The sequence below is a fragment of the Klebsiella sp. GG_Kp175 genome (genome assembly GCF_040062325.1).
GTDB classification, from domain to species: domain Bacteria; phylum Pseudomonadota; class Gammaproteobacteria; order Enterobacterales; family Enterobacteriaceae; genus Klebsiella; species Klebsiella quasipneumoniae.
In genome coordinates, this window is record NZ_JBEAFX010000001.1 from 86,161 (window position 1) to 111,657 (window position 25,497).

Annotated in this window: 25 protein-coding genes and 2 tRNA genes; 18 read left to right on the forward strand and 9 right to left on the reverse strand. The window is 54.8% G+C overall.

What is annotated here, in order from left to right; all coding sequences use genetic code 11:
* Positions 1-76 precede the first annotated feature (76 nt).
* The 5 genes from folP to ABLU73_RS00455 all read left to right on the forward strand — a co-directional run bounded on the left by folP (position 77) and on the right by ABLU73_RS00455 (position 3,456).
* Entirely contained in the window at positions 77-925 is an 849-nt protein-coding gene (gene folP, locus ABLU73_RS00435) for a dihydropteroate synthase (protein ID WP_004206182.1), read from the forward strand.
* Positions 918-2,255 carry a phosphoglucosamine mutase gene (gene glmM, locus ABLU73_RS00440; RefSeq protein ID WP_004206179.1) on the forward strand — a complete coding sequence of 446 codons (1,338 nt, stop codon included), beginning with the start codon at positions 918-920 and terminating at the stop codon, positions 2,253-2,255. Before folP ends, glmM begins: the two co-directional genes overlap by 8 nt.
* 229 nt (positions 2,256-2,484) lie before the next feature.
* Complete coding sequence (gene secG, locus ABLU73_RS00445; RefSeq protein ID WP_264923569.1) at positions 2,485-2,814, forward strand: preprotein translocase subunit SecG; 330 nt, start codon at positions 2,485-2,487, stop codon at positions 2,812-2,814.
* Between the two features lie 9 nt (positions 2,815-2,823).
* A tRNA-Leu gene (locus ABLU73_RS00450) sits at positions 2,824-2,910 on the forward strand.
* A 297-nt stretch (positions 2,911-3,207) separates the two neighbouring features.
* Positions 3,208-3,456 (forward strand): hypothetical protein, encoded by a 249-nt coding sequence (locus tag ABLU73_RS00455; protein WP_072206933.1) that lies wholly within the window; start codon positions 3,208-3,210, stop codon positions 3,454-3,456.
* A 41-nt stretch (positions 3,457-3,497) separates the two neighbouring features.
* Here the strand turns inward: ABLU73_RS00455 and ABLU73_RS00460 are convergent, their stop codons facing one another.
* The 3 genes from ABLU73_RS00460 to argG form a co-directional block, all read right to left on the reverse strand.
* Entirely contained in the window at positions 3,498-4,049 is a 552-nt protein-coding gene (locus ABLU73_RS00460) for a YfaZ family outer membrane protein (protein WP_032456656.1), read from the reverse strand.
* 353 nt (positions 4,050-4,402) lie between these two features.
* Entirely contained in the window at positions 4,403-5,032 is a 630-nt protein-coding gene (locus ABLU73_RS00465) for a winged helix-turn-helix transcriptional regulator (protein WP_004206175.1), read from the reverse strand.
* A 173-nt stretch (positions 5,033-5,205) separates the two neighbouring features.
* A complete protein-coding gene (gene argG, locus ABLU73_RS00470; RefSeq protein WP_004144895.1) occupies positions 5,206-6,549 on the reverse strand; it encodes an argininosuccinate synthase in 1,344 nt (447 codons plus the stop codon).
* A gap of 307 nt (positions 6,550-6,856) precedes the next feature.
* Between argG and ABLU73_RS00475 the strand changes: the two genes are divergently transcribed.
* The 13 genes from ABLU73_RS00475 (at position 6,857) to ABLU73_RS00535 (ending at position 21,601) form a co-directional block, all read left to right on the forward strand.
* A tRNA-Met gene (locus tag ABLU73_RS00475) sits at positions 6,857-6,933 on the forward strand.
* Positions 6,934-7,141: 208 nt separating this feature from the next.
* On the forward strand, positions 7,142-7,594 hold the full coding sequence (gene rimP, locus ABLU73_RS00480; protein WP_002918364.1) for a ribosome maturation factor RimP: 453 nt from the start codon (positions 7,142-7,144) through the stop codon (positions 7,592-7,594).
* Between the two features lie 27 nt (positions 7,595-7,621).
* Positions 7,622-9,109 (forward strand): transcription termination factor NusA, encoded by a 1,488-nt coding sequence (nusA, locus tag ABLU73_RS00485; RefSeq protein ID WP_002918252.1) that lies wholly within the window; start codon positions 7,622-7,624, stop codon positions 9,107-9,109.
* A gap of 24 nt (positions 9,110-9,133) precedes the next feature.
* Positions 9,134-11,824, forward strand: coding sequence for a translation initiation factor IF-2 (gene infB / locus ABLU73_RS00490; protein WP_004206173.1), 2,691 nt, complete (start codon positions 9,134-9,136; stop codon positions 11,822-11,824).
* A 102-nt stretch (positions 11,825-11,926) separates the two neighbouring features.
* Positions 11,927-12,328, forward strand: a complete 402-nt coding sequence (rbfA, locus tag ABLU73_RS00495) for a 30S ribosome-binding factor RbfA (RefSeq protein ID WP_002918248.1) — start codon at positions 11,927-11,929, stop codon at positions 12,326-12,328.
* Positions 12,328-13,272 carry a tRNA pseudouridine(55) synthase TruB gene (gene truB, locus ABLU73_RS00500; RefSeq protein ID WP_136023337.1) on the forward strand — a complete coding sequence of 315 codons (945 nt, stop codon included), beginning with the start codon at positions 12,328-12,330 and terminating at the stop codon, positions 13,270-13,272. Before rbfA ends, truB begins: the two co-directional genes overlap by 1 nt.
* A 148-nt stretch (positions 13,273-13,420) precedes the next feature.
* Positions 13,421-13,690: a 30S ribosomal protein S15 gene (rpsO, locus tag ABLU73_RS00505; protein WP_002918244.1), complete on the forward strand. Its 270-nt coding sequence runs from the start codon at positions 13,421-13,423 to the stop codon at positions 13,688-13,690.
* 242 nt (positions 13,691-13,932) lie between these two features.
* On the forward strand, positions 13,933-16,068 hold the full coding sequence (gene pnp, locus ABLU73_RS00510; RefSeq protein WP_264923570.1) for a polyribonucleotide nucleotidyltransferase: 2,136 nt from the start codon (positions 13,933-13,935) through the stop codon (positions 16,066-16,068).
* 108 nt (positions 16,069-16,176) lie between these two features.
* Positions 16,177-17,061, forward strand: a complete 885-nt coding sequence (gene nlpI, locus ABLU73_RS00515; protein ID WP_004206169.1) for a lipoprotein NlpI — start codon at positions 16,177-16,179, stop codon at positions 17,059-17,061.
* A 104-nt stretch (positions 17,062-17,165) separates the two neighbouring features.
* Entirely contained in the window at positions 17,166-17,246 is an 81-nt protein-coding gene (yrbN, locus tag ABLU73_RS00520; RefSeq protein WP_085903200.1) for a protein YrbN, read from the forward strand.
* Positions 17,239-19,170, forward strand: a complete 1,932-nt coding sequence (gene deaD, locus ABLU73_RS00525; RefSeq protein WP_004206168.1) for an ATP-dependent RNA helicase DeaD — start codon at positions 17,239-17,241, stop codon at positions 19,168-19,170. Before yrbN ends, deaD begins: the two co-directional genes overlap by 8 nt.
* Positions 19,171-19,313: 143 nt before the next feature.
* Positions 19,314-20,558, forward strand: a complete 1,245-nt coding sequence (gene mtr / locus ABLU73_RS00530) for a tryptophan permease (protein ID WP_065802878.1) — start codon at positions 19,314-19,316, stop codon at positions 20,556-20,558.
* Between the two features lie 101 nt (positions 20,559-20,659).
* Positions 20,660-21,601 (forward strand): LysR family transcriptional regulator, encoded by a 942-nt coding sequence (locus tag ABLU73_RS00535; protein WP_017899911.1) that lies wholly within the window; start codon positions 20,660-20,662, stop codon positions 21,599-21,601.
* On the opposite strand, the gene ABLU73_RS00540 is transcribed toward ABLU73_RS00535, so the two are convergent.
* The 6 genes from ABLU73_RS00540 to ABLU73_RS00565 form a co-directional block, all read right to left on the reverse strand.
* The gene (locus ABLU73_RS00540) at positions 21,564-21,995 is read right to left on the reverse strand and encodes a HutP family protein (RefSeq protein WP_043520982.1); all 432 of its coding nucleotides are present in this window, start codon (positions 21,993-21,995) and stop codon (positions 21,564-21,566) included. The genes ABLU73_RS00535 and ABLU73_RS00540 overlap by 38 nt on opposite strands.
* Positions 21,996-22,039: 44 nt before the next feature.
* Complete coding sequence (madM, locus tag ABLU73_RS00545; RefSeq protein WP_017899909.1) at positions 22,040-22,810, reverse strand: malonate transporter subunit MadM; 771 nt, start codon at positions 22,808-22,810, stop codon at positions 22,040-22,042.
* 19 nt (positions 22,811-22,829) lie between these two features.
* A complete protein-coding gene (gene madL, locus ABLU73_RS00550; protein WP_348850008.1) occupies positions 22,830-23,210 on the reverse strand; it encodes a malonate transporter subunit MadL in 381 nt (126 codons plus the stop codon).
* Between the two features lie 246 nt (positions 23,211-23,456).
* Positions 23,457-23,675, reverse strand: a complete 219-nt coding sequence (locus ABLU73_RS00555; RefSeq protein ID WP_017899907.1) for an acetyl-CoA carboxylase biotin carboxyl carrier protein subunit — start codon at positions 23,673-23,675, stop codon at positions 23,457-23,459.
* 1 nt (position 23,676) lies between these two features.
* Entirely contained in the window at positions 23,677-24,381 is a 705-nt protein-coding gene (gene mdcG / locus ABLU73_RS00560) for a malonate decarboxylase holo-[acyl-carrier-protein] synthase (protein WP_048325840.1), read from the reverse strand.
* Positions 24,378-25,481: an acyl carrier protein gene (locus ABLU73_RS00565; RefSeq protein WP_080838310.1), complete on the reverse strand. Its 1,104-nt coding sequence runs from the start codon at positions 25,479-25,481 to the stop codon at positions 24,378-24,380. The genes mdcG and ABLU73_RS00565 overlap by 4 nt, the downstream gene beginning before the upstream one ends.
* Positions 25,482-25,497: the final 16 nt, after the last annotated feature.

Here is a 25,497-nt window from a genome sequence, read left to right on the forward strand (position 1 = left end):
GTTTTAACCTTAAAACCCCGGGGCGCCCGCTCCGGGGTTTTTCTTTTTTAACCTCTTCTGTCTCAGGGATTTTGTGATGAAACTTGTAGCCCAGGGCTCAACCCTCGATCTCTCTCACCCCCACGTGATGGGTATTCTTAATGTGACGCCTGACTCCTTCTCTGATGGCGGCGCCCATAATTCGCTGATTGAGGCGGTGAAGCATGCCAATCTGATGATCAACGCCGGGGCGACCATCATTGATATCGGCGGTGAATCGACGCGGCCAGGGGCGGCTGAGGTTAGCGTGGAAGAGGAGCTTGCGCGGGTGATCCCGGTGGTGGAGGCTATCGCCCAGCGCTTTGAGGTGTGGATCTCAGTGGACACCTCCAAAGCGGAGGTTATCCGCGAATCGGCCCGAGCGGGGGCGCATATCATTAACGATATTCGTTCGCTGACCGAACCCGGCGCGCTGCAGGCTGCGGCGGAAACCGGGTTGCCGGTGTGTCTGATGCATATGCAGGGACAGCCGAAAACCATGCAGGAGGCGCCGAAGTATGAGGATGTCTTCGCCGATGTAGAGCGCTTTTTTAATGAACACATCGTGCGCTGCGAACAGGCGGGGATCGCAAAAGAAAAATTGCTGCTCGACCCGGGATTCGGTTTCGGTAAAAATCTCACCCACAATTATCAGTTGCTGGCCAGGCTGGGAGAGTTTCATCACTTTGGTCTGCCGCTGCTGGTCGGTATGTCGCGTAAGTCGATGGTAGGTCAGTTGCTGAACGTTGGGCCGTCGGAACGGCTGAACGGCAGCCTGGCGTGTGCCGTCATAGCAGCAATGCAGGGCGCGCAGATTATCCGCGTCCATGATGTCAAAGAAACGGTAGAAGCGCTGCGCGTGGTGGAAGCCACCCTCGCCGCTAAGGGAAAAAAACGTTATGAGTAACCGCAAGTATTTTGGCACCGATGGTATTCGTGGCCGCGTCGGCGATGCGCCGATCACTCCGGAATTTGTGCTTAAGCTCGGCTGGGCGGCGGGTAAAGTGTTAGCGCGCCACGGCTCGCGTAAAATTATCATCGGCAAGGATACCCGTATTTCGGGCTATATGCTGGAATCGGCGCTGGAAGCCGGGCTGGCGGCAGCGGGACTCTCTGCATCGTTCACCGGGCCAATGCCGACGCCGGCGATTGCCTACCTGACGCGCGCCTTTCGCGCCGAGGCGGGGATCGTCATCTCCGCTTCACATAACCCTTTCTACGACAACGGCATCAAGTTCTTCTCCATTGAGGGCACCAAGCTGCCTGATGATGTGGAAGAGGCGATTGAAGCCGAAATGGAGAAAGAACTCACCTGTGTGGATTCGGCTGAGCTGGGTAAAGCCAGCCGTATCGTCGATGCCGCGGGGCGCTACATTGAGTTTTGTAAAGGCACCTTTCCCAATGAACTGAGCCTCTCCACGCTGAAAGTGGTGGTGGACTGTGCGCATGGCGCAACCTACCACATCGCTCCTAATGTATTCCGCGAGCTGGGCGCCCAGGTTATCGCGATGGGCTGTGAGCCTGACGGCCTCAACATCAACGAAGAGGTCGGGGCTACCGACGTGCGGGCGCTGCAGGCGCGCGTGCTGGCGGAAAAAGCCGATCTGGGCATTGCCTACGACGGCGATGGCGATCGGGTGATCATGGTTGACCATGAAGGCAATAAAGTCGATGGTGACCAAATCCTCTACATCATCGCCCGGGAAGGGCTGCGTCAGGGACAGCTGCGCGGCGGCGCCGTCGGTACGCTGATGAGCAATATGGGCCTGGAGCTGGCGCTCAAGCAGCTAGGCATCCCGTTTGCCCGTGCGAAGGTGGGCGACCGCTATGTGCTGGAGATGCTTCAGGAAAAAGGCTGGCGCATCGGTGCGGAAAACTCCGGCCATGTGATCCTGCTGGATAAAACCACCACCGGCGATGGCATCGTCGCCAGTCTGCAGGTGGTCGCGGCGATGGTACGCAACCACATGAGCCTGCATGACCTGTGCAGCGGCATGAAGATGTTCCCTCAGCTGCTGGTGAATGTGCGCTTTACCGAGGGCAGCGGCAACCCTCTGGAGAATGAGCATGTCAAAGCGGTGACCGCAGAAGTGGAAGCGGCATTAGGTAAGCGTGGCCGCGTCCTGCTGCGTAAATCGGGTACGGAGCCGCTGATCCGCGTCATGGTGGAAGGCGAGCATGAAGATCAGGTGCACGAGTTTGCGCATCGCATCGCCGAAGCGGTAAAAAGCGTCTAAGCTTGCCGGCTAAGTGGTTAAAAAGGCGGCGCTTGCCGCCTTTTTTATGATCGAATACCGGCTTTTTGCTGTTTTTTTCTGCAGTTGATACAATGTGTCGAAATTGCCCTTGCGAAGGTCATTCGCTTTGGTTAGTATTCACACCCGCTTCAGTGGGAAACGTTAAAACGTCCCGCTTTATTGGTCGAAGCACTTGGTATGCGGCGAATCCGCAAGGAACAGGTTGATTATGTACGAAGCTCTTTTGGTTGTTTTCCTTATTGTAGCGATTGGCCTCGTAGGTCTGGTTATGCTGCAGCAAGGTAAAGGCGCTGATATGGGAGCCTCCTTCGGTGCAGGCGCTTCCGGCACACTGTTTGGGTCCAGCGGTTCTGGTAACTTCATGACCCGTATGACCGGCATCCTGGCTGCGCTGTTCTTCATCATCAGTCTGGCGCTGGGTAATATCAACAGCAACAAGACCAGTAAAGGAAGTGAGTGGGATAACCTGAGCGCGCCGAAAACAGAGCAAACTCAGCGAACTGCGCCGGCTCAGCCGACCAGCGATATCCCGCACTAAGTATTCTGTACCGAGGTGGTGGAATTGGTAGACACGCTACCTTGAGGTGGTAGTGCCCTAACGGGCTTGTGGGTTCGAGTCCCATCCTCGGTACCAATATTCCAGAAGAAAGACGCTGAAAAGCGTCTTTTTTTGTTTTTGTCCCCACCGACCATTTATTATTAAACATCTCTTCGCTGGTCCCCTCCTTTTGCTGTCGTTAAAGTCGCCTCGTCAAATTAACAGAGGTGAAGTGACACAATGAACAAGATCGGGGTGCTTATCGTCGCCGGCGTGCTCGGTTTAGCGGGATGCAGTTCAACATCCCCATCCAAAACGGTGGAGACGATTAATACGCTAACCGTACCGGTATCGCACAGTGAGCCGGGGACTGCGGCGAACAATGCCCAGGCTGTGACGCGCTATTTCCAGGACAATACGGCACTGATTGGTCGCCTTAATCATTCGTTGAAAAGCCATTATTTGCAGGATGTGGAGCGCCGCGATGTGTTCGACAGACACAGCGAGGCATATCAGGTGTATGGCGCGTTGACCCGCCTCGAGCAGATGGCATCCATGAATGACGTTTACCGTAAAGAGAATAATGTTGCTGGTCTGCAGGAGATCAACCGTGTACTGAAAAGCGTGCCACTGACCAGCTGAGATGAGACAGGGACTGCCGGAAGGCAATCCCTGTGCATGGATTAAAAGCGGAAGTTAACCCCGGCATAGGCCCCGTCGGCGAGGGTGTTGTCGCGGTTGCCATCTTTCCCCGCCATATCGATATAACGATAGCCAGCTTCGATATTTAGCGACGGGAGCACGTTAAGGCGTAGCCCGGCATTAGCCTCTACATAATCATCGACGCCGCTGGACATCGAGTCCGGCGAGTAATAACCCTCACCGAAGAGCGTGAAGTACTGGCCGAGTGGGAGTTCTGCTCCGCCACCTGCGGCGATAGCGTAACCTTCATCACCGTCTTTAGGGTTCAAATAGACCCCTTTACCGCCCAGCGTCATCAGAAAGGGCCCGAGGTTAAAGTTGTAACCCATTCCCAGTCCTACGCTGTCCCCGTCATTGTCGCTGTGGGCCCACTGGGTGTTGAACGTCATGCCAGGTTCCCCGGCACCAAAGCTGGCGGACAGATTGGTAAACTCGGCGCCGGCTTCACCATGCAGGTTAACGGATGCGCAGGCAGCGCTGCTGGCCCCTAAAGCGATCATCACGGCAACCATTTTTGGAGCAATAGACTTCATTGTTGAATTCCTTCAGATAAAAAAAAGCCCGATACGGGCGTTCGGGCAAAATTAACGGGTTCTTGGATCTCATCGTTATGGTCGCTGCAGACGGCAAACAAGAGGGGTCAACTCCCGCTGCCGCTGCTCACGCCTGGCCGATTTCCGGTGGCATATCCTGAGCTGATGCAGGCCCGGCGGTTAACGCCGTGAGTGGCAGTCTGCTGGTTGATCTCAGGGACATGTTGTCCACCGGTAAATTCAGGAACTCAGCATAAAATTTTTCTTTTTTTACCGTTAGCGTTTATTGATTTAAATTTAAACATTTTCAACAGTAAGGTGAATAACGACAAAAAGATGGTGACGGGCGCGGGTTAGAATTTTTCCGGAAGCGAGGCGATACTTTGCAAATAACCGCCGCGGGCAAAGGCAATATAACCGCCTTTCTTTAAGGCTGACAAGACATTGAGAATACTGCTGCGCGACAGATGGGTCCGGTCCTGAATATATTCCAGAATAGACACGCGCTGCCGAGTCTCTTCGGTTAAGAGCATCATTTCCAGCAGATGGTTACGGATCACCGAATAGGTTCGCTGCTGCAGGACCAGATCGTCACGATATACCATATACGAGGTATGATAAGCCAGCAGGCTGGTGACTTCTTCCCACAGGTTGTGCTGACGGAATAGCGCCGACGCCAGGTCATAATCGATACGCAGCAGTTCGGAAGAGACCTCCGCCCGCAGACTATGGCTGCGGCTGGGTTGCAGCATTTCCGCCACGCCGAACAGATGCGGCTCATAGACGGTCACCATCAATAGCTTGTCGGAATTACGAATAATCGACAGCTCGCCTTTTTTAAAAATAAAGAGTTGGGTCTTACCTTTATATTCCCACGTTAGTCTTTTTCTGGCGATCGCGTTAACGGGCGTCGCGTGTGGCTCAAGCACATCGATCAGTCGGTCAATGGCCTTTTGCGGCCTGATCGGCGGTTTAATATTCATGATGTTTATCACCAGATATGAATTAATCAATTGAGGCTATTATAGTCAACAATTTTGCCGGCCGGGTGATAAGGAAAAAATGCCTCTTTTCGATTTTTCTGCTGCTAACTGGTAACAAAAAATAAAAAGCCGGCGGAGAGCCGCCGGCAGAGAGAGTAAACATCGTCAGGCGATTATTTGCCTTTGTTTTCCAGATTTTCAACCTGCGGTAAACCCGTCGCTGAGGAGGCGCTCAGCAGGCCAGACTGCGCATAACCGAACAGCTTCTCGCGGGTATCGGTGATATCCAGATTACGCATGGTCAGCTGGCCGATACGGTCTTCAGCGGTAAACATGGAATCGCCTTTTTCCATGGTCAGGCGCTCTGCTTTATAGGTCAGGTTGTCTGATACCGTATTGAGGATCGAGTAGTCATTGCCGCGACGCAGCTCAAGAGTGACTTCGCCGGTGATCTGGCTGGCGACCCAGCGCTGCAGCGAATCACGCAGCATCAGCGCCTGGGAATCGAACCAGCGGCCCTGATACAGCAGACGGCCCAGCTGGCGACCGTGAGCATGATACTGCTCGATAGTATCTTCGTTATGAATACCGGTCAGCAGACGCTCGTAGGCGATATGCAGCAGCGCCATCCCCGGGGCTTCATAAATGCCGCGGCTTTTCGCTTCGATAATGCGGTTTTCGATCTGGTCGCTCATGCCCAGGCCGTGACGACCGCCGATGCGGTTGGCTTCCAGCATCATTTCAACGTCATCGGCGAAGGTTTTGCCATTCAGCGCCACCGGGTGGCCTTGCTCAAAGCGTACGGTGACTTCTTCCGCAGGGATCTTCACGTTTTCGTCCCAGAACTTCACGCCCATAATCGGGTTGACGATCTTGACGCTGGAATTCAGAAACTCCAGATCTTTCGCTTCGTGGGTAGCGCCGAGCATGTTGGAGTCGGTGGAATAGGCTTTCTCGACCGACATCTTGTAGTCAAAGCCGCAGGCGATCATAAATTCGGACATTTCGTGACGGCCGCCGAGTTCATTGATGAAATCGCTGTCCAGCCACGGTTTGTAGATCTGCAGTTCAGCGTTGGTCAGCAGGCCGTAGCGATAGAAACGTTCGATATCGTTGCCTTTATAGGTGCTGCCATCGCCCCAGATGTTAACGCCGTCTTCTTTCATTGCCGCTACCAGCATGGTGCCGGTGACCGCGCGGCCCAGCGGCGTGGTGTTGAAATAGGTCAACCCGCCAGTGGTGTTATGGAAAGCGCCACACTGAATCGCGGCGATCCCTTCTGCGACCAGCTGTTTGCGGCAGTCGATCAGACGGGCACCTTCGGCGCCGTACTCTTTCGCGCGGCGCGGAATAGCATCGTAGTCGTCTTCGTCCGGTTGACCCAGGTTAGCGGTATATGCATAAGGCACGGCGCCTTTTTTGCGCATCCATAACAGCGCGGCGCTGGTATCCAGTCCACCAGAGAAAGCGATACCAATACGTTGACCAACCGGGAGATGCTTGAGAATCGTCGTCATAAAATAAAACCCTGCTCGATAGACTGTGGTGAGTTCGACCCAACAACCTTAACTGCATTTTTATGCATTAATTGTGAGTATTCATTTAACCATCTTTTACTGGCGACAGGAAGGGCTTCATCATCTTTTTGCTAAAAAAGCCTGAAATACCAGCACAAACGGCAATCGGGGGCGCTAAAATGCATGTTGACAAAATATACTAGTTGCCGTTACAATTCATCCCGATTTTATGTCCCGTCTTCGGTACCAAATCCCAGCAGTATTTGCGTCTTTTGCTCAAAAAGAGTAAAATATGCCACGTTTCAGGCGCGGGGTGGAGCAGCCTGGTAGCTCGTCGGGCTCATAACCCGAAGGTCGTCGGTTCAAATCCGGCCCCCGCAACCACTTTCCCATTAAGTACTTTTTCAAATATACTGTGAGGACTAGGTGTCCTTCGTAGCCGAATTTGAAAGAATTCTTGCGGAAGGTGTTCCAGATCGCCATGGCGATCTCAGGGTTCAGTTATCTAAAGCCCCGATTTATCGGGGTTTTTTGTTATCTGACTTCAGAATAACTGGGCTATACGCCCTTTTTTTATGTCTTGGGGGTGGGTTTGTCCACATTAGAGCAAAAATTGACAGAGATGCTCACTGCGCCGGTTGAAGCGCTTGGCTTTGAGCTGGTCGGCATCGAATTTATTCGCGGTCGCACATCCACACTGCGCATCTATATTGATAGTGAAGATGGCATCAACGTTGATGATTGTGCTGATGTGAGCCACCAGGTAAGCGCCGTCATGGATGTCGAAGACCCGATCACTGTCGCTTACAACCTGGAAGTCTCTTCGCCTGGTCTCGACCGTCCGATGTTCACCGCCGAACACTATCAACGTTTCACTGGCGAAGAAGTTGCGCTGGTGCTGCGCATGGCGGTTCAGAACCGTCGCAAATGGCAGGGCATTATCAAAGCGGTAGACGGTGAAATGATCACGGTAACCGTCGAAGGCAAAGATGAAGTGTTCGCGCTGAGTAACATCCAGAAGGCGAACCTGGTTCCCCACTTTTAACAGTCTGGATTGAGGTGAAAGGCCCCGATGAACAAAGAAATTTTGGCTGTTGTTGAAGCCGTTTCCAACGAAAAAGCGCTGCCGCGTGAGAAAATTTTCGAAGCGCTGGAAAGCGCGCTGGCAACGGCCACCAAGAAAAAATACGAACAAGAGATCGACGTTCGCGTTGAAATCGACCGTAAGAGCGGCGATTTCGACACTTTCCGTCGCTGGCTGGTTGTAGAAGAAGTGACCCAGCCGACGCGCGAGATCACGCTGGAAGCCGCGCGTTTCGAAGATGAAAGCATGAACGTCGGTGACTACGTCGAAGATCAGATTGAGTCTGTCACTTTCGACCGCATCACCACCCAGACCGCTAAACAGGTTATTGTGCAGAAAGTTCGCGAAGCCGAGCGCGCAATGGTGGTCGATCAGTTCCGCGAGCACGAAGGTGAGATCATCACCGGCGTGGTGAAAAAAGTGAACCGCGACAACATCACTCTGGATCTGGGCAACAATGCTGAAGCCGTGATCCTGCGTGAAGATATGCTGCCGCGTGAGAACTTCCGCCCGGGCGACCGCATTCGCGGCGTACTGTACGCAGTCCGTCCGGAAGCGCGTGGCGCCCAGCTGTTCGTGACCCGTTCCAAACCTGAGATGCTGATCGAACTGTTCCGCATCGAAGTGCCGGAAATCGGTGAAGAAGTGCTGGAAATCAAAGCGGCGGCTCGCGATCCGGGATCTCGTGCCAAAATCGCGGTGAAAACCAACGACAAGCGTATCGACCCGGTTGGCGCTTGCGTCGGTATGCGCGGCGCGCGCGTGCAGGCGGTTTCCACTGAGCTGGGCGGCGAGCGTATCGATATCGTCCTCTGGGATGATAACCCGGCGCAGTTCGTGATTAACGCTATGGCGCCGGCAGACGTCGCGTCCATCGTGGTGGATGAAGATAAACACACCATGGATATCGCGGTAGAAGCGGGCAACCTGGCGCAGGCGATTGGCCGTAACGGTCAGAACGTCCGCCTGGCCTCGCAGCTTAGCGGCTGGGAACTCAACGTGATGACCGTTGACGATCTGCAGGCTAAGCACCAGGCGGAAGCGCATGCCGCTATCGATACCTTCACCAAATATCTCGATATTGATGAAGATTTCGCGACAGTGCTGGTTGAAGAAGGCTTCTCCTCGCTGGAAGAGCTGGCCTATGTGCCGATGAAAGAACTGCTGGAAATCGACGGTCTGGATGAAGCCACCGTTGAAGCACTTCGTGAGCGTGCGAAAAACGCACTGACTACGCTGGCGCTGGCTCAGGAAGAAAGCCTGGGAGATAACAAACCTGCCGATGATCTGTTGAATCTCGAAGGTCTGGATCGTGCCCTGGCATTCAAACTGGCTGCCCGTGGTGTTTGTACGCTGGAAGATCTCGCCGAGCAGGGCGTTGATGACCTGGCTGATATCGAAGGGATGACCGACGAGAAAGCTGGCGAGCTCATCATGGCCGCTCGCAACATTTGTTGGTTCGGCGACGAAGCGTAATAAACTGTAGCAGGAAGGAACAGCATGACAGATGTGACTATTAAAGCGCTGGCCTCAGAGATTCAGACCTCTGTGGATCGCCTGATACAGCAATTTGCTGACGCAGGCATCCGCAAAACGGCTGATGATTCTGTGACCTCGCAAGAGAAACAAACTTTGTTGACGCACCTGAACCGTGAGCATGGTTCGGCGCCAGACAAGCTGACGTTACAGCGTAAGACGCGCAGTACGTTGAATATTCCAGGTACCGGTGGAAAGAGTAAATCGGTACAAATCGAAGTCCGCAAGAAACGCACCTTTGTGAAACGCGATCCGCAAGAGGCTGAACGCCTGGCCGCGGAAGAGCAGGCGCAGCGTGAAGCGGAAGAGCAGGCCCGTCGTGAAGCTGAAGAAGCAGCGAAACGCGAGGCGCAATTAAAAGCTGAACGTGAGGCCGCAGAACAAGCTAAACGTGAAGTCGCTGATAAAGCGAAACGTGAAGCTGCGGAAAAAGACAAAGTGAGCAATCAACATACCGACGAAATGACCAAAACCGCCCAGGCTGAAAAGATCCGTCGCGAGAACGAAGCCGCGGAACTGAAGCGCAAATCGGAAGAAGAAGCACGCCGCAAACTTGAAGAAGAAGCGCGCCGTGTAGCGGAAGAAGCACGCCGTATGGCAGAAGAAAACGAAAAAAATTGGTCTGAAACTTCAGACAGCCCGGAAGACACCAGCGACTATCACGTCACCACGTCACAGCATGCTCGTCAGGCTGAAGATGATAACGATCGTGAAGTCGAAGGCGGTCGCGGCCGCAGCCGCAGCAGCAAAGCGGCGCGTCCGGCGAAGAAAGGCAACAAACACGCTGAATCGAAAGCCGATCGTGAAGAAGCCCGTGCGGCCGTTCGCGGCGGTAAAGGCGGTAAGCACCGTAAAGGTTCTGCTCTGCAGCAGGGCTTCCAGAAGCCGGCGCAGGCCGTTAACCGTGACGTGGTGATCGGCGAAACCATCACCGTTGGCGAACTGGCTAACAAGATGGCGGTGAAAGGTTCTCAGGTCATCAAAGCGATGATGAAGCTGGGCGCCATGGCGACCATCAACCAGGTCATCGACCAGGAAACCGCACAGCTGGTTGCCGAAGAGATGGGCCACAAAGTTATCCTGCGTCGTGAAAACGAGCTGGAAGAAGCGGTAATGAGCGACCGTGACACCGGCGCGGCGGCTGAACCGCGCGCACCGGTTGTGACCATCATGGGTCACGTTGACCACGGTAAAACCTCGCTGCTGGACTACATTCGTTCTACTAAGGTTGCCTCCGGCGAAGCGGGTGGTATTACCCAGCACATCGGTGCTTACCATGTAGAAACCGACAACGGCATGATCACCTTCCTGGATACCCCGGGCCACGCCGCGTTTACCTCCATGCGTGCTCGTGGTGCGCAGGCGACGGATATCGTGGTTCTGGTGGTGGCGGCAGACGACGGCGTGATGCCGCAGACTATCGAAGCTATCCAGCACGCCAAAGCGGCGCAGGTGCCGGTGGTAGTTGCGGTGAACAAGATCGATAAGCCTGAAGCCGATCCGGACCGCGTGAAGAATGAACTGTCCCAGTACGGCATCCTGCCGGAAGAGTGGGGCGGCGAGAGCCAGTTCGTCCACGTCTCCGCGAAAGCCGGTACCGGTATCGACGACCTGCTGGACGCGATCCTGCTGCAGGCTGAAGTCCTCGAGCTGAAAGCGGTCCGTAACGGGATGGCGAGCGGCGCAGTGATCGAATCCTTCCTTGATAAAGGTCGTGGTCCGGTTGCTACCGTTCTGGTTCGCGAAGGTACTCTGCACAAGGGTGATATCGTTCTGTGCGGCTTCGAATACGGCCGTGTGCGTGCGATGCGTGACGAACTGGGTCGCGAAGTGCTGGAAGCGGGTCCGTCCATTCCGGTGGAAATCCTCGGCCTGTCCGGTGTGCCGGCTGCCGGTGACGAAGTGACCGTGGTTCGTGACGAGAAAAAAGCGCGTGAAGTGGCGCTGTATCGTCAGGGCAAATTCCGTGAAGTTAAGCTGGCGCGTCAGCAGAAATCTAAACTGGAAAACATGTTCGCTAACATGACCGAAGGCGAAGTTCACGAAGTGAACATCGTGCTGAAAGCGGACGTACAGGGTTCTGTCGAAGCGATTTCCGATTCCTTACTGAAACTGTCTACCGACGAAGTGAAAGTGAAGATCATCGGTTCCGGCGTAGGTGGTATCACCGAAACCGACGCCACCCTGGCTGCAGCATCCAACGCGATTCTGGTTGGCTTCAACGTTCGTGCCGATGCCTCTGCGCGTAAAGTTATCGAAGCGGAAAGCCTGGATCTGCGCTACTACTCCGTCATCTATAACCTGATCGACGAAGTGAAAGCGGCGATGAGCGGTATGCTGTCTCCGGAACTGAAACAGCAGATCATCGGTCTGGCTGAAGTACGCGATGTCTTTAAATCGCCGAAATTCGGCGCCATCGCGGGCTGTATGGTTACCGAAGGGACCATCAAACGTCACAACCCAATCCGCGTGCTGCGTGACAACGTGGTTATCTATGAAGGCGAGCTGGAATCCCTGCGCCGCTTCAAAGATGACGTTAACGAAGTCCGTAACGGCATGGAATGTGGTATCGGTGTGAAGAACTACAACGACGTTCGCGTTGGCGATATGATCGAAGTGTTCGAAATCATCGAAATCCAGCGTAGCATCGATTAATCATCGGATGGCTAAGCCGCCGGGGAAGCGAAGCGCCACCCGGCAATCATTTTAAAAAGGGGCTTTAGGCCCCTTTTTTGTCTTTATTCTGGAGAATTTATTATGGCGAAAGAATTTGGTCGCCCGCAGCGCGTGGCCCAGGAGATGCAAAAAGAGATTGCGATTATCCTGCAGCGTGAAATCAAAGACCCGCGTCTGGGCATGATGACCACCGTTTCCGGTGTGGAAATGTCCCGTGACCTGGCCTATGCCAAGGTGTATGTCACCTTCCTCAACGACAAAGATGAAGCCGCGGTAAAAGCGGGCATCAAAGCGCTGCAGGAAGCCTCTGGCTTTATCCGCTCTCTGTTGGGGAAAGCGATGCGCCTGCGCATCGTGCCGGAGCTGACCTTCTTCTACGACAACTCACTGGTAGAAGGGATGCGCATGTCCAACCTGGTCACCAGCGTGGTGAAACACGACGATGAGCGTCGTGTGAACCCGGACGACAGCAAGGAGGACTGATGAGTCGTCCTCGTCGTCGCGGCCGCGACGTGCACGGCGTATTGCTGCTGGATAAGCCTCAGGGCGCCTCCAGCAACGATGTGCTGCAGAAAGTAAAGCGTATATATAACGCCAACCGCGCCGGACACACCGGCGCGCTGGATCCGCTGGCGACCGGCATGCTGCCGATCTGCCTTGGCGAAGCGACCAAGTTTTCCCAATACCTGCTGGATTCCGATAAGCGCTACCGCGTGATCGCCAAACTTGGCCAGCGCACCGATACCTCCGATGCCGACGGTCAGGTGGTGGAAGAGCGCCCGCTGACCTTTAGCGACGAACAGCTGGCGGCGTCGCTGGACAGCTTCCGCGGCGAGACGCAGCAGGTGCCGTCGATGTACTCGGCGCTGAAATATCAGGGCAAGAAGCTGTACGAGTATGCCCGTCAGGGGATTGACGTTCCGCGGGAATCCCGGCCGATTACCGTCTATGAGCTGCTGTTTATCCGCCACGAAGGCGATGAGCTGGAGCTGGAGATCCACTGCTCGAAAGGCACCTACATCCGGACGATTATCGATGATTTAGGTGAGAAGCTCGGCTGCGGCGCGCACGTGATTTTCCTGCGTCGCCTGGCGGTGAGCAAATACCCGGTTGAGCGGATGGTAACCCTCGAGCAGCTGCAGGCGCTGGTCGATCAGGCGGCGGCGCAGGATATTCCTGCCGCGCAGCTGCTCGATCCGCTGCTGATGCCGATGGACAGCCCGGCCTCGGACTATCCGCTGGTGACCATCCCGGAGACCTCCGCGGTCTACTTTAAAAACGGCAACCCGGTACGTCAGTCAGGCGCGCCGCTTAACGGGCTGGTACGGGTGATGGAAAGCGAATCCGGCAAGTTTCTCGGCATGGGCGAAATTGACGATGAAGGCCGCGTGGCGCCGCGTCGTCTGGTGGTGGAATACCCGGCGTAAGCGCTTTTCTTGCGATAAAAGCCTGCTACGAGTAGAATATCGCCGCTTAACGTCCGCTAAAGTGTTTTAACATTTTCGGGCGTTGCATCAGGGGTCGCTGAATTAGAGATCGGCACCCTTTCTTTCTTTTAATTTCTGGAGTTCTAAAATGTCTCTAAGCGTTGAAGCTAAAGCAAAAATCGTTTCTGAGTTTGGTCGTGGCGAAAACGACAGCGGTTCTACCGAAGTTCAGGTTGCACTGCTGACAGCACAGATCAACCACCTGCAGGGCCACTTTGCAGAGCACAAAAAAGATCACCACAGCCGTCGTGGTCTGCTGCGCATGGTTTCTCAGCGTCGTAAACTGCTCGACTACCTGAAACGTAAAGATGTTGCACGTTACTCCGCGCTGATCGAGCGTCTGGGTCTGCGTCGCTAATTCTGCGAGTTTCAGAAAAAGGGGCCTGACGGCCCCTTTTTTCGACCGGGCGGCAGCAATTCATTCAAAACTCATGTATTGTTGCTAGTAATGATCTTCATGCAGAGGTTCGCGCGGCTAATGAGAGGCTTCATCCGCAGGGGCGGGTAAAGGTTGTCATTAGTCGCGAGGATGCAGAGGATCGGGTCAATAGACGCTATGTCGTGGATATGGCGTGATTTATAGATAAAAAGGATAGAATTTTGCTTAATCCGATCGTTCGTAAATTCCAGTACGGCCAGCATACCCTGACCCTGGAAACCGGCATGATGGCGCGCCAGGCAACGGCCGCTGTGATGGTTAGCATGGATGACACTGCGGTATTCGTGACCGTTGTGGGCCAGAAAAAAGCGAAGCCAGGCCAGGACTTTTTCCCGCTGACGGTTAACTACCAGGAGCGCACCTACGCTGCCGGTAAAATCCCGGGTGGTTTCTTCCGTCGTGAAGGCCGCCCAAGCGAAGGCGAAACCCTGATCGCGCGTCTGATTGACCGCCCGGTTCGCCCGCTGTTCCCGGAAGGCTTTGTTAACGAAGTACAGGTTATCGCCACTGTTGTTTCCGTTAACCCGCAGGTTAACCCGGATATCGTCGCGATGATCGGCGCTTCCGCAGCGCTGTCCCTGTCTGGTATTCCGTTCAATGGCCCAATCGGCGCCGCGCGCGTGGGTTACATCAACGACCAGTACGTACTGAACCCGACCCAGGAAGAGCTGAAGTCCAGCAAACTGGATCTGGTGGTGGCCGGTACCGAAGCGGCCGTACTGATGGTGGAATCCGAAGCGGAACTGCTGAGCGAAGACCAGATGCTGGGCGCGGTGGTCTTTGGCCACGAGCAGCAGCAGATTGTTATCCAGAACATCAACGACCTGGTGAAAGAAGCCGGTAAACCACGTTGGGACTGGCAGCCGGAAGCCGTCAACGAAGCGCTGAACGCGCGCGTTGCTGCGCTGGCTGAATCCCGCCTGAGCGATGCTTACCGTATCACCGACAAACAAGAGCGTTACGCTCAGGTTGATGTGATCAAATCTGAAACCATCGCTACGCTGGTTGCAGAAGATGAAACCCTGGACGCTAACGAACTGGGTGAAATCCTGCACGCTATCGAGAAAAACGTGGTTCGTAGCCGCGTGCTGGCCGGTGAGCCGCGTATCGATGGTCGCGAAAAAGATATGATCCGTGGTCTGGACGTTCGTACCGGCGTTCTGCCGCGTACTCACGGTTCCGCACTGTTCACCCGTGGCGAAACGCAGGCGCTGGTTACCGCGACGCTGGGTACCGCACGCGATGCGCAGAATATCGATGAACTGATGGGCGAGCGTACCGACTCCTTCCTGTTCCACTACAACTTCCCTCCGTACTCCGTAGGTGAAACTGGCATGGTGGGGTCTCCGAAGCGTCGTGAAATCGGTCACGGTCGTCTGGCTAAGCGCGGCGTTCTGGCCGTGATGCCGACTATCGAAGAATTCCCGTACACCGTACGGGTGGTGTCTGAAATCACCGAATCTAACGGCTCTTCTTCCATGGCTTCCGTCTGCGGTGCCTCTCTGGCGCTGATGGACGCTGGTGTGCCGGTGAAAGCCGCCGTGGCGGGTATTGCCATGGGTCTGGTGAAAGAAGGCGACAACTTCGTCGTGCTGTCTGACATCCTCGGTGACGAAGACCACCTTGGCGATATGGACTTCAAAGTAGCGGGTTCCCGCGACGGTATCTCTGCGCTGCAGATGGATATCAAAATTGAAGGTATCACCAAAGAAATCATGCAGGTTGCATTGAACCAGGCTAAAGGTGCGCGTCTGCACATCCTGGGCGTGATGGAGCAGGCGATTAACGCGCCGCGCGGCGATATCTCTGAATTCGCACCGCGTATCCATACCATCAAGATCAACCCGGACAAGATCAAAGACGTTATCGGTAAAGGCGGTTCTGTTATCCGTGCCCTGACCGAAGAGACCGGTACCACCATCGAAATCGAAGATGACGGTACCGTGAAGATCGCAGCGACTGACGGCGACAAAGCACAGCATGCTATCCGTCGTATCGAAGAGATCACCGCTGAGATCGAAGTTGGCCGTATCTACAATGGTAAAGTGACCCGTATCGTTGACTTTGGCGCGTTCGTTGCCATCGGCGGCGGTAAAGAAGGTCTGGTTCACATCTCGCAGATCGCTGACAAGCGCGTTGAGAAAGTGACTGACTACCTGCAGATGGGTCAGGAAGTGCCGGTTAAGGTTCTGGAAGTTGACCGCCAGGGCCGTGTCCGTCTGAGCATCAAAGAAGCAACTGAACAGACTCCGTCTGCCGCAGCGCCGGAAGTTCCGGCTGCCGAGCAGGGCGAGTAAGGTTGCCGTTAGCCCTCCGCTTTTGCGGAGGGCGTTTTACGGGCAGGACGCCTCGTTTGCAGCCGGGGAACAGGACGTTCATCCAATCGTTGTCTTCGGGAGTGGGAAATGAAGCCTTTTTTGCGCTGGTGTTTCGTGGCGACAGCTCTCACGCTGGCAGGATGCAGTAGCACCGCCTGGCGTAAGGACGCCGTCCTCGCAGTACCATTGCAACCGACTTTACAGCAAGAAGTGATTCTGGCACGTATGGAACAAATTCTTGCCAGTCGGGCTTTATCCGATGACGAACGCGCACAGCTTTTATATGAGCGCGGAGTGTTGTATGATAGTCTCGGTCTGAGGGCATTAGCGCGAAATGATTTTTCACAAGCGCTGGCAATCCGACCCGATATGCCTGAAGTATTCAATTACTTAGGTATTTACTTAACGCAGGCAGGCAATTTTGATGCTGCCTATGAAGCGTTTGATTCTGTACTTGAGCTTGATCCAACTTACAACTACGCGCACTTGAACCGCGGTATCGCCCTGTATTACGGCGGCCGGGCTAAGTTAGCGCAAGATGATCTGCTGGCGTTTTATCAAGACGATCCCAATGATCCTTTCCGTAGCCTGTGGCTTTATATCGCCGAGCGTAAACTCGACGAGAAGCGGGCGCTTGAAGCACTCAGAGAGCGCTTAGACAAGTCGGACAAAGAGCAATGGGGATGGAACATTGTCGAGTTCTACCTTGGCGACATTAGCGAAAAAGAGCTGATGACTCGTCTGAAGGCAGACGCAACGGATAACACCTCGCTCGCTGAGCATCTCAGTGAAACCAACTTCTATTTAGGTAAGTACTACCTAAGTCTGGGGGACAAGGACAGCGCTACGGCACTGTTCAAACTGGCGGTCGCCAACAACGTACATAACTACGTTGAGCACCGATACGCATTGTTGGAATTATCGCTCTTGGGCCAGGAGCAAGATGACCTGGCAGAATCGGACCAGCAATAGCTGACGAACACATCAGCCCATAGTTTTTTGCTTGCCATCACCTTCGCGGGTGAGGGCGTTGTTGTTCGTTAATACACCTACTTTGAGCCGGTTCACACTTTTCAATGAAAATTACCGTAAATTTTCACGATGAGTTATGTAGACTGGCCGCCATTAATTTTGAGGCACACGTACTACATGGCTGAATTCGAAACCACTTTTGCAGATCTGGGCCTGAAGGCTCCTATCCTTGAAGCGCTTAACGATCTGGGTTACGAAAAACCATCTCCGATCCAGGCTGAGTGCATTCCGCATCTGCTGGACGGCCGCGACGTTCTGGGTATGGCCCAGACCGGTAGCGGTAAAACCGCAGCGTTCTCTTTACCGCTGCTGAACAACATCGATCCTGAGCTGAGAGCACCACAGATCCTGGTGCTGGCGCCGACCCGCGAGCTGGCGGTACAGGTTGCTGAAGCAATGACGGAATTCTCTAAACATATGCGCGGCGTAAACGTGGTTGCCCTGTACGGCGGCCAGCGTTATGACGTGCAGCTGCGCGCCCTGCGTCAGGGTCCGCAGATCGTTGTCGGTACCCCGGGTCGTCTGCTGGACCACCTGAAGCGCGGCACCCTGGACCTCTCTAAACTGAGCGGTCTGGTACTGGATGAAGCAGATGAAATGCTGCGCATGGGCTTTATCGAAGACGTAGAAACCATTATGGCGCAGATCCCGGAAGGGCATCAGACCGCACTGTTCTCCGCCACCATGCCGGAAGCGATCCGTCGCATTACCCGCCGCTTTATGAAAGAGCCGCAGGAAGTGCGTATTCAGTCCAGCGTGACCACTCGTCCGGACATCAGCCAGAGCTACTGGACTGCCTACGGTATGCGTAAAAACGAAGCGCTGGTGCGTTTCCTGGAAGCGGAAGATTTTGATGCGGCGATTATCTTCGTCCGTACCAAAAACGCGACCCTGGAAGTGGCTGAAGCGCTGGAGCGTAACGGCTACAACAGCGCGGCGCTGAACGGCGACATGAACCAGGCGCTGCGTGAGCAGACCCTGGAGCGTCTGAAAGACGGTCGTCTGGATATCCTGATTGCGACTGACGTGGCAGCCCGTGGTCTGGACGTTGAACGTATCAGCCTGGTGGTGAACTACGACATCCCGATGGATTCTGAATCCTACGTTCACCGTATCGGTCGTACCGGTCGTGCGGGCCGCGCGGGCCGCGCGTTGCTGTTCGTTGAGAACCGTGAACGTCGTCTGCTGCGCAACATCGAACGTACGATGAAGCTGACCATCCCGGAAGTGGAGCTGCCGAACGCAGAGCTGCTGAGCAAACGTCGTCTGGAAAAATTCGCCGCGAAAGTCCAGCAGCAGCTGGAAAGCAGCGATCTGGACCAGTACCGTGCGCTGCTGGCGAAAATCCAGCCGACGGCGGAAGGCGAAGAGCTGGACGTGGAAACGCTGGCTGCCGCGCTGCTGAAAATGGCCCAGGGCGAACGCTCGCTGATCGTGCCGCCGGATGCGCCGATGCGTCCGCGTCGTGAGTTCCGTGACCGTGACGATCGCTTCGAGCGTCGTGGCGACCGCAACGATCGCGCTCCGCGTGGCGATCGCGAAGATCGTCCGAAGCGTGAGCGTCGTGACGTAGGCGATATGGAACTGTATCGCATTGAAGTGGGTCGCGATGACGGTGTTGAAGTGCGTCATATCGTTGGCGCGATCGCTAATGAAGGCGATATCAGCAGCCGCTACATCGGTAACATCAAGCTGTTCGCTTCTCACTCCACCATCGAACTGCCGAAAGGGATGCCGGGCGAAGTGCTGCAGCACTTTACTCGTACCCGCATCCTGAACAAGCCGATGAATATGCAGCTGCTGGGCGATGCGCAGCCGCGCACCGAACGTCGTGGCGGTGGTGAACGTCGTGAAGGTGGTCGTAGCTTCGGCGGTGAGCGTCGTGAAGGCGGTCGTGGCTTCGGTGGCGAGCGTCGTGAAGGTGGTCGTGGTGATGGTCGTCGTTTCAGCGGCGAACGTCGTGAAGGCCGTGCGCCGCGTCGTGACGATGCATCCGCGCCGCGCCGCGATGACTCTGCCGGTCGCCGTCGCTTCGGTGGCGATGCATAATTAACGCAGCCCGCTAGCGTAAACTAAATAATACAGCCCCGATCGTCATGATTGGGGCTTTTTTTATTTCTTTTGTACTCGTGTACTGGTACAGTGCGTCACACCCATCGTGGGAAAGTATTTTTGACTGGAGATTTCGGTAAATGGCGACACTAACCACTACGGCAACCCGTCCGTCCCTGTTTGGCGGCGTGGTGATCATCGGCGGCACGATTATCGGCGCGGGTATGTTCTCGCTGCCGGTGGTGATGTCCGGCGCGTGGTTTTTCTGGTCGCTGGCGGCGCTGGTTTTCACCTGGTTCTGCATGCTGCACTCCGGTCTGATGATCCTCGAGGCCAACCTTAACTACCGGATCGGCTCCAGCTTCGACACCATTACCAAAGACCTGCTCGGCAAGGGCTGGAACCTGGTCAACGGCGTGTCGATCGCCTTTGTGCTGTATATCCTGACCTACGCCTATATTTCAGCCAGCGGCTCGATACTGCATCATACGTTTAGCGAGATGTCGCTGAACGTGCCGGCGCGGGCGGCGGGTTTTGGCTTTGCGCTGCTGGTGGCATTTATCGTCTGGATGAGCACCAGGGCGGTGAGCCGCATGACGGCTGTTGTGCTCGGCGCCAAGGTGATCACTTTCTTCCTGACCTTTGGCAGTCTGCTGGGGCACGTCGAGCCGACGACGCTGTTTAACGTTGCGGAAAAGAACGCCTCCTATGCGCCATATCTGCTAATGACGCTGCCGTTCTGCCTGGCCTCGTTTGGCTACCACGGCAATGTGCCGAGCCTGATGAAATACTACGGCAAAGATCCACGTACCATCATCCGCTGCTTAACCTACGGTACGCTGCTGGCGCTGGGTCTGTACGTGGTCTGGCTGCTGGTGACGATGGGCAATATCCCGCGTCCGCAGTTTATCGACATCGCGCAGAAGGGCGGCAACATTGATGTGCTGGTGCAGGCCCTGAGCGGGGTGCTGAACAGCCGGAGCCTGGATCTGCTGCTGGTGGTGTTCTCTAACTTTGCCGTCGCCAGCTCGTTCCTTGGCGTCACGCTGGGGCTGTTCGACTACCTGGCGGATCTGTTTGGCTTTGACGACAGCGCGCTGGGGCGCTTTAAAACTGCGCTGCTGACCTTTATTCCGCCGATGATGGGCGGGCTGGTGAAACCCGATGGCTTCCTCTACGCCATCGGCTATGCCGGCCTGGCGGCGACGATCTGGGCGGCGATTGTACCGGCGCTGCTGGCTCGCGCCTCGCGTAAACGCTTCGGCAGCCCACAGTTCCGCGTATGGGGCGGAACACCGATGATTGTGCTGATCCTACTGTTTGGCCTTGGCAATGCGGTTGTACACATTCTGTCGAGCGTTAATCTGCTGCCTGTTTACCAGTAATTTTAATCTACCTGAGCCAGAATTACCGATCTGGCTCAATATATATTCCCCAGCATTCTCTTATTATCAGGTAAGGTCATTTTAAATAAGGGGATGTTTATATGCCTGAGCAAGACATCACTTTGCGTAAACTGGAAATTTTCCTTGGATATATGGAAACCATGAATATTTCTAAGGCAGCAGAGAATATGAAAATATCTCCGGTCAGTGTACACCGCGCCATTCATTCTCTGGAAGATAATCTACGCTGTGCTCTGTTTACGCATAATGGCCGAAATTTACAACCATGTCCCGCGGCCTGGGTGATGCAAAAGCATGCCAAAGAAGTGATGGATGCCATGGAACGCTGTGTTTACATGACGCGAGAAGCTTCAGGATATCACTCTCCGGCATTACGCTTAGGTCTGCTCTATTCACTGGTGCTGAAAACGGCGCCGCAGATTGTTCAGGGGTTGAAAAATCGTCGCCCGGAACTTTCTATAGAATTTATTATGAATTCTAATAAAGTTTTATTAGAAGCTTTAAATGCAGGAAGTATTGATGCAGCATTAATTTCAACGCCCGATGAATATAATTCTCATTTATTTGAAACCTGGACGATATTTTCTGATTCCATTTATTTAGCGGTTCCCGTACAGGATGCGGATACTCTATCAGTACCCGTTGACCTCTCCCTGCTACAGAGTAAAAAGTTTATCGCCCTGAGTGAGGGGTTCGCCACCTGGAGAGGTTTCCAGCAAGCGTTTCGTATCGCTGGATTTGAACCTGACATTGCGCTGCGGGTGCATGATATTTTTTCGTTAATGAGCATGGTGAATGCCGGAGTGGGTTACACGCTTATTCCCGGGCGCATGCGTGGGCTTTTTCGTAGCGGTATACGCCTGTTGCCTTTGCAGGAGGCCTTTCGTATGGAGCAGGAGATATCGCTTGTTTTTCCCCGTAGCCAGGAAAATCATCCAGGACTGCTATCTCTTCTCGCAGAATGCCGTATGTATGCCAGGCAGCTTATGCTGGAGAATAACGATGTAGAGAAAGCCCCATGATTTCCTGGGTAATCCGCTGATAAACCTGGGCTTCGCCGTACATGGCGACGGCGAGCCACCGGGGGGTGCTGACTAAGGCAATTTTCATGCGGATATGATCATCGCTGATAGTATTCGTTAACGCGTGGGTCAGCGCCTGGCGGCTGAGTGAGCATAAGGTGAAAATGGCCGATTCCTGCCTGGTGATGATTTGATTCTTCAACGCACAGCCGATGACGGAGCGCTGAAGTTTGTTTCGCAGTTCGTCAGGAGTGCCGCTGATAAACGCAAAGCCGATTCGGTGTTCGGGTTTATCGGCCAGTAACTTTTGCCGAAAAATCTCCTCTTCCTCCTGCGTGCACAGTGAGGCCTGCATCGCAATTTGCCCGGGCTTCATACGTTGAAATGAATCCATAAGTCTCCCTGGCGCCTGTTGCATAAAACAACAGGCGCATGCGGTTAAAAGAACGGGGATAAAGAGAGATAGAGCGCAGAGGGTGCCAGCAGACAGCCCAGGCCGGTATAGAAGGTGGCTGTCATTGCGCCATAAGGGACAAGTTTCGGGTCAGTCGCCGCCAGCCCTGCCGCCACGCCGCTGGTGGAACCCATTAGCCCGCCGTAGACAATGGCTGCAGCGGGAGAGTTCAGTCCGGCGGGTTTGGCCACCAGCGGCGTAACAATCATGATGGCGATAGATTTAATCACTCCGGCAGCGATACTGAGCGCGATAACATCCGAGCTTGCGCCAAGCGCCGCGCCGGTAACCGGGCCGACAATAAAGGTCACTGCGCCGCCGCCGATAGTCGCCATGCTGACCGCATCGGTATAGCCGAAGGCCCAGGCAACAATCGCTCCCAGGTAGAAGGAGAGCACGGTAGAGACGACCAGCGCCAGCGCGCCCGCGAGGCCCGCTTTTTTCAGCTCCTCAAGCTTCACGCCAAAGGCGGTGGCGATAATGGCAAAATCACGGAACATGCCGCCACCCATCAGCGCAATACCGCTAAAAAGCGTGATGTCGGAAAGCCCTTTTTTGCCGCCGGTGAGTTCGCCGCCTAGCCAGGCCAGCAGCAGACCCGCGGCAATGGCGATCGCCGAACTGTGAATTTTACCGCGAAAGACGTGGGTTGAAAGCCAGGCCGCAACCCAGCAGACAATACCAACCACCACAAAAGCGGTGACCAGGGCATTGCTGGTGAAGTTACTGGTAAGAATCTTTGTGAATTGTTCCATTCTTTATACTCTCCACCGGTTAGTCTGCTGAACGTGCCATCGTGCTTTTGTTGCCGATTTTGCTCAGTGGTTTAATCAGCAGAAAACCAATCACCACTGCGCCAAGGCCAGCAATAAGCGCCACCGGGCCTCCTTTGAGCGCGGCCACAACGTTCTGGTTCGCGGACATGGCGACAACAATAGGGATATACATCGCGTTCCAGAATCCAACCCCCTGTTCGGCAGGTTTAGACAACAGCCCCTTATCCGTCAGCTTCTGGGAAATAACGACTAAAAACAGCATGGCAAAGCTGACGCCGCCGATATTGGCGGAAATTCCAAGCAGCAAGCCCAAAAGATCGCCGACAATTAACCCGGCGAACATGCATAATCCCATTAACATCAATCCGTAAATAATCATGATGTTTCTCTTTCTATAACCACACTAAAAGCATAAGAGGCTACCCGAACCGGGAAATGACAATAAAGTAAGACAAGGGCTTTTAGCACAGTCTGTTTTTATGATGCGGACAGTCAACAGTCAATTTATACGTACACACCCTGCCTGTCATATCAGCGAAATGTTTATCGCTGATATGATTCAGGCATAATGGTTATATCACAAAGGAATGCCGCACTATTTATTTATTATTAAAAACGTGACGGTCTACTCAGCGGCAATTTCAAATAAGACCATGCCTGGGTTTACGCGATCGCCTGCGTTCACCGCCAGTGACTTTAATACGCCAGCCTCCGGCGAGGCGACAGGCATTTTCATTTTCATGGCTTCCAGGATCACAACCGGCTGGCCCTTTTCAATTTTGTCGCCCACTGCAGCTTTAACTTCATCGACCACACCCGGTACTTTTGATTTAACTTCAGACATATTAATTTCCTTTAATATATTTCATTGAAAGATGTTTTATTAACCCGGCGACATCATGTCGCGTCATTAATTCGACATCGGTCTCACCTTTAGCCAGCAGGGTCAGACTCCCGCTAAACCATTCCTGGATATTGATAGAAAAACCGTTGGGTAAGTTAATTTCCCCATCAATACGCACTGAATATTGCTGAGCAATATCAGTCAGAAATGAGTAACAATCGCTTAACGCCATTTCGTGCCAGGGCGTAATGCGAATATCTAAATCGGAGCGACTGTCCGTCCATAGCCAGGGCGTTGCCATCTCCAGCGCCACCGACCCCCACACGCCGAGCCCGGTTTCCGGCCCGCGCCATGCCTGACGCAGGGCGTTAAAGGCACGTGTCGCGCTGGTACGGCTGACGGCAGGCAGGGTGGCCGTTTGCTCCGGCGTTGACACGCGCGTGACGGCCTGTAATGAAGCCACCGTCGCCAGCCGCAAACGCTGCCCTTGCCAGCGCTGCGGAAAGCAAAATCCCAGGGAAATACTCACTTCATCACGAATGCCTCTGCGCACAATGCCGGGGAGATATCCGGAGAGCAGATAGTCCCGCGCCTCTTCCCGCCATGAGGCGGGGAGGGCGCTAAACGCGCCGTTCAACTGCCTCGCAATCAGCCGCAGCTCAGCGCTGTCCAGCCAGCACAGAGTATGGCGTTGCAAGGCACTCATCGCTGCTTGCTCCATGCCGGATCGTTTTTCGCCTGTTGCTGTAGATCTCGCTGCGCCGCCAGCAGGGCGTCAAACTGCGCGGTGGCCTGCGGACCGATAACATCGACCGGCGCGGTTTTTGCCGCTTCCTCCCCTGGAACCGTAACGGGGTAGAGGCGGATATGGGTGGCGCTGGCCTGGGTTTGTAACTGCGCGCTGACCCGGCAAACACGCCCCTTGATACGTAAAATCGTCCGTGCCGTCCGCTCGATAATTTCCCGGTGATGGGCGGTAGTCGCCATCACCACCATGTCATATTCCGGCGTGGTGCGCTGACGCTTCCAGGTCTGGATTTTGCCCTGCGCATTACACAGATGGCCGTTGGTCGCCACGGGAAAGCTGTCGCCGGTCGGCAGGCCGCCAACGATAACTTCCCGCCAGTCACCGCCCTGCGGCGCGGCGACCAGCGAAATATCTTCCCGCAGCGGAAGGCCGTCCAGGATCAGCCAGCCGAATTCCTGGCAACCGTAGACATCATGCAGTCCATAACCCAGCGAAGCGCACAGCGGAACCAGCGCTTCATCAAGGGGCGTGCCTGCGGTAATCAGCATCAGCGTTTTGGGTAAATACGCCTGCAGATTCATCTTTAGCGCCTGTTCGAGCGTGGCGCGTAAAAATGAGGACTCTCCCACCACCACATCCGGTTGCTGGCGACACAGGGCAATCAGCAGCGCGTCCCGGCAGGAGCGGGATAAAAAAGACCAGTGCAGACCGCTCTCGTCCAGCGCCTGACGCGTGAACACATTCACCAGCGGCGCGTAGGTCACCACCATATGCTGCCCTGCGGTTACGCCGCATTCCGCCAGCACACGCTTACCCGCCACGATACGCAACGGCAGTTCGTTCTGCGTTACGCCGACAATGTTTTGAAATGCGCTGCTGCCGGTGGTAAAGGTAACCAGAGCCAGATTCAACGGCGTGTGGATCTCCTCGATAACGTGAGCCGCTGTGGGGCCAGCGATGCCTTTATCGCTCAGCGTGCGGCGCGGCATCTCCGTCAGCGTGGGGATACCCTGCTGGGCGTCAACCAGCCATTCGAGTGTGGCGATGGGATCGTTCATAGCGCGAACTCCAGAA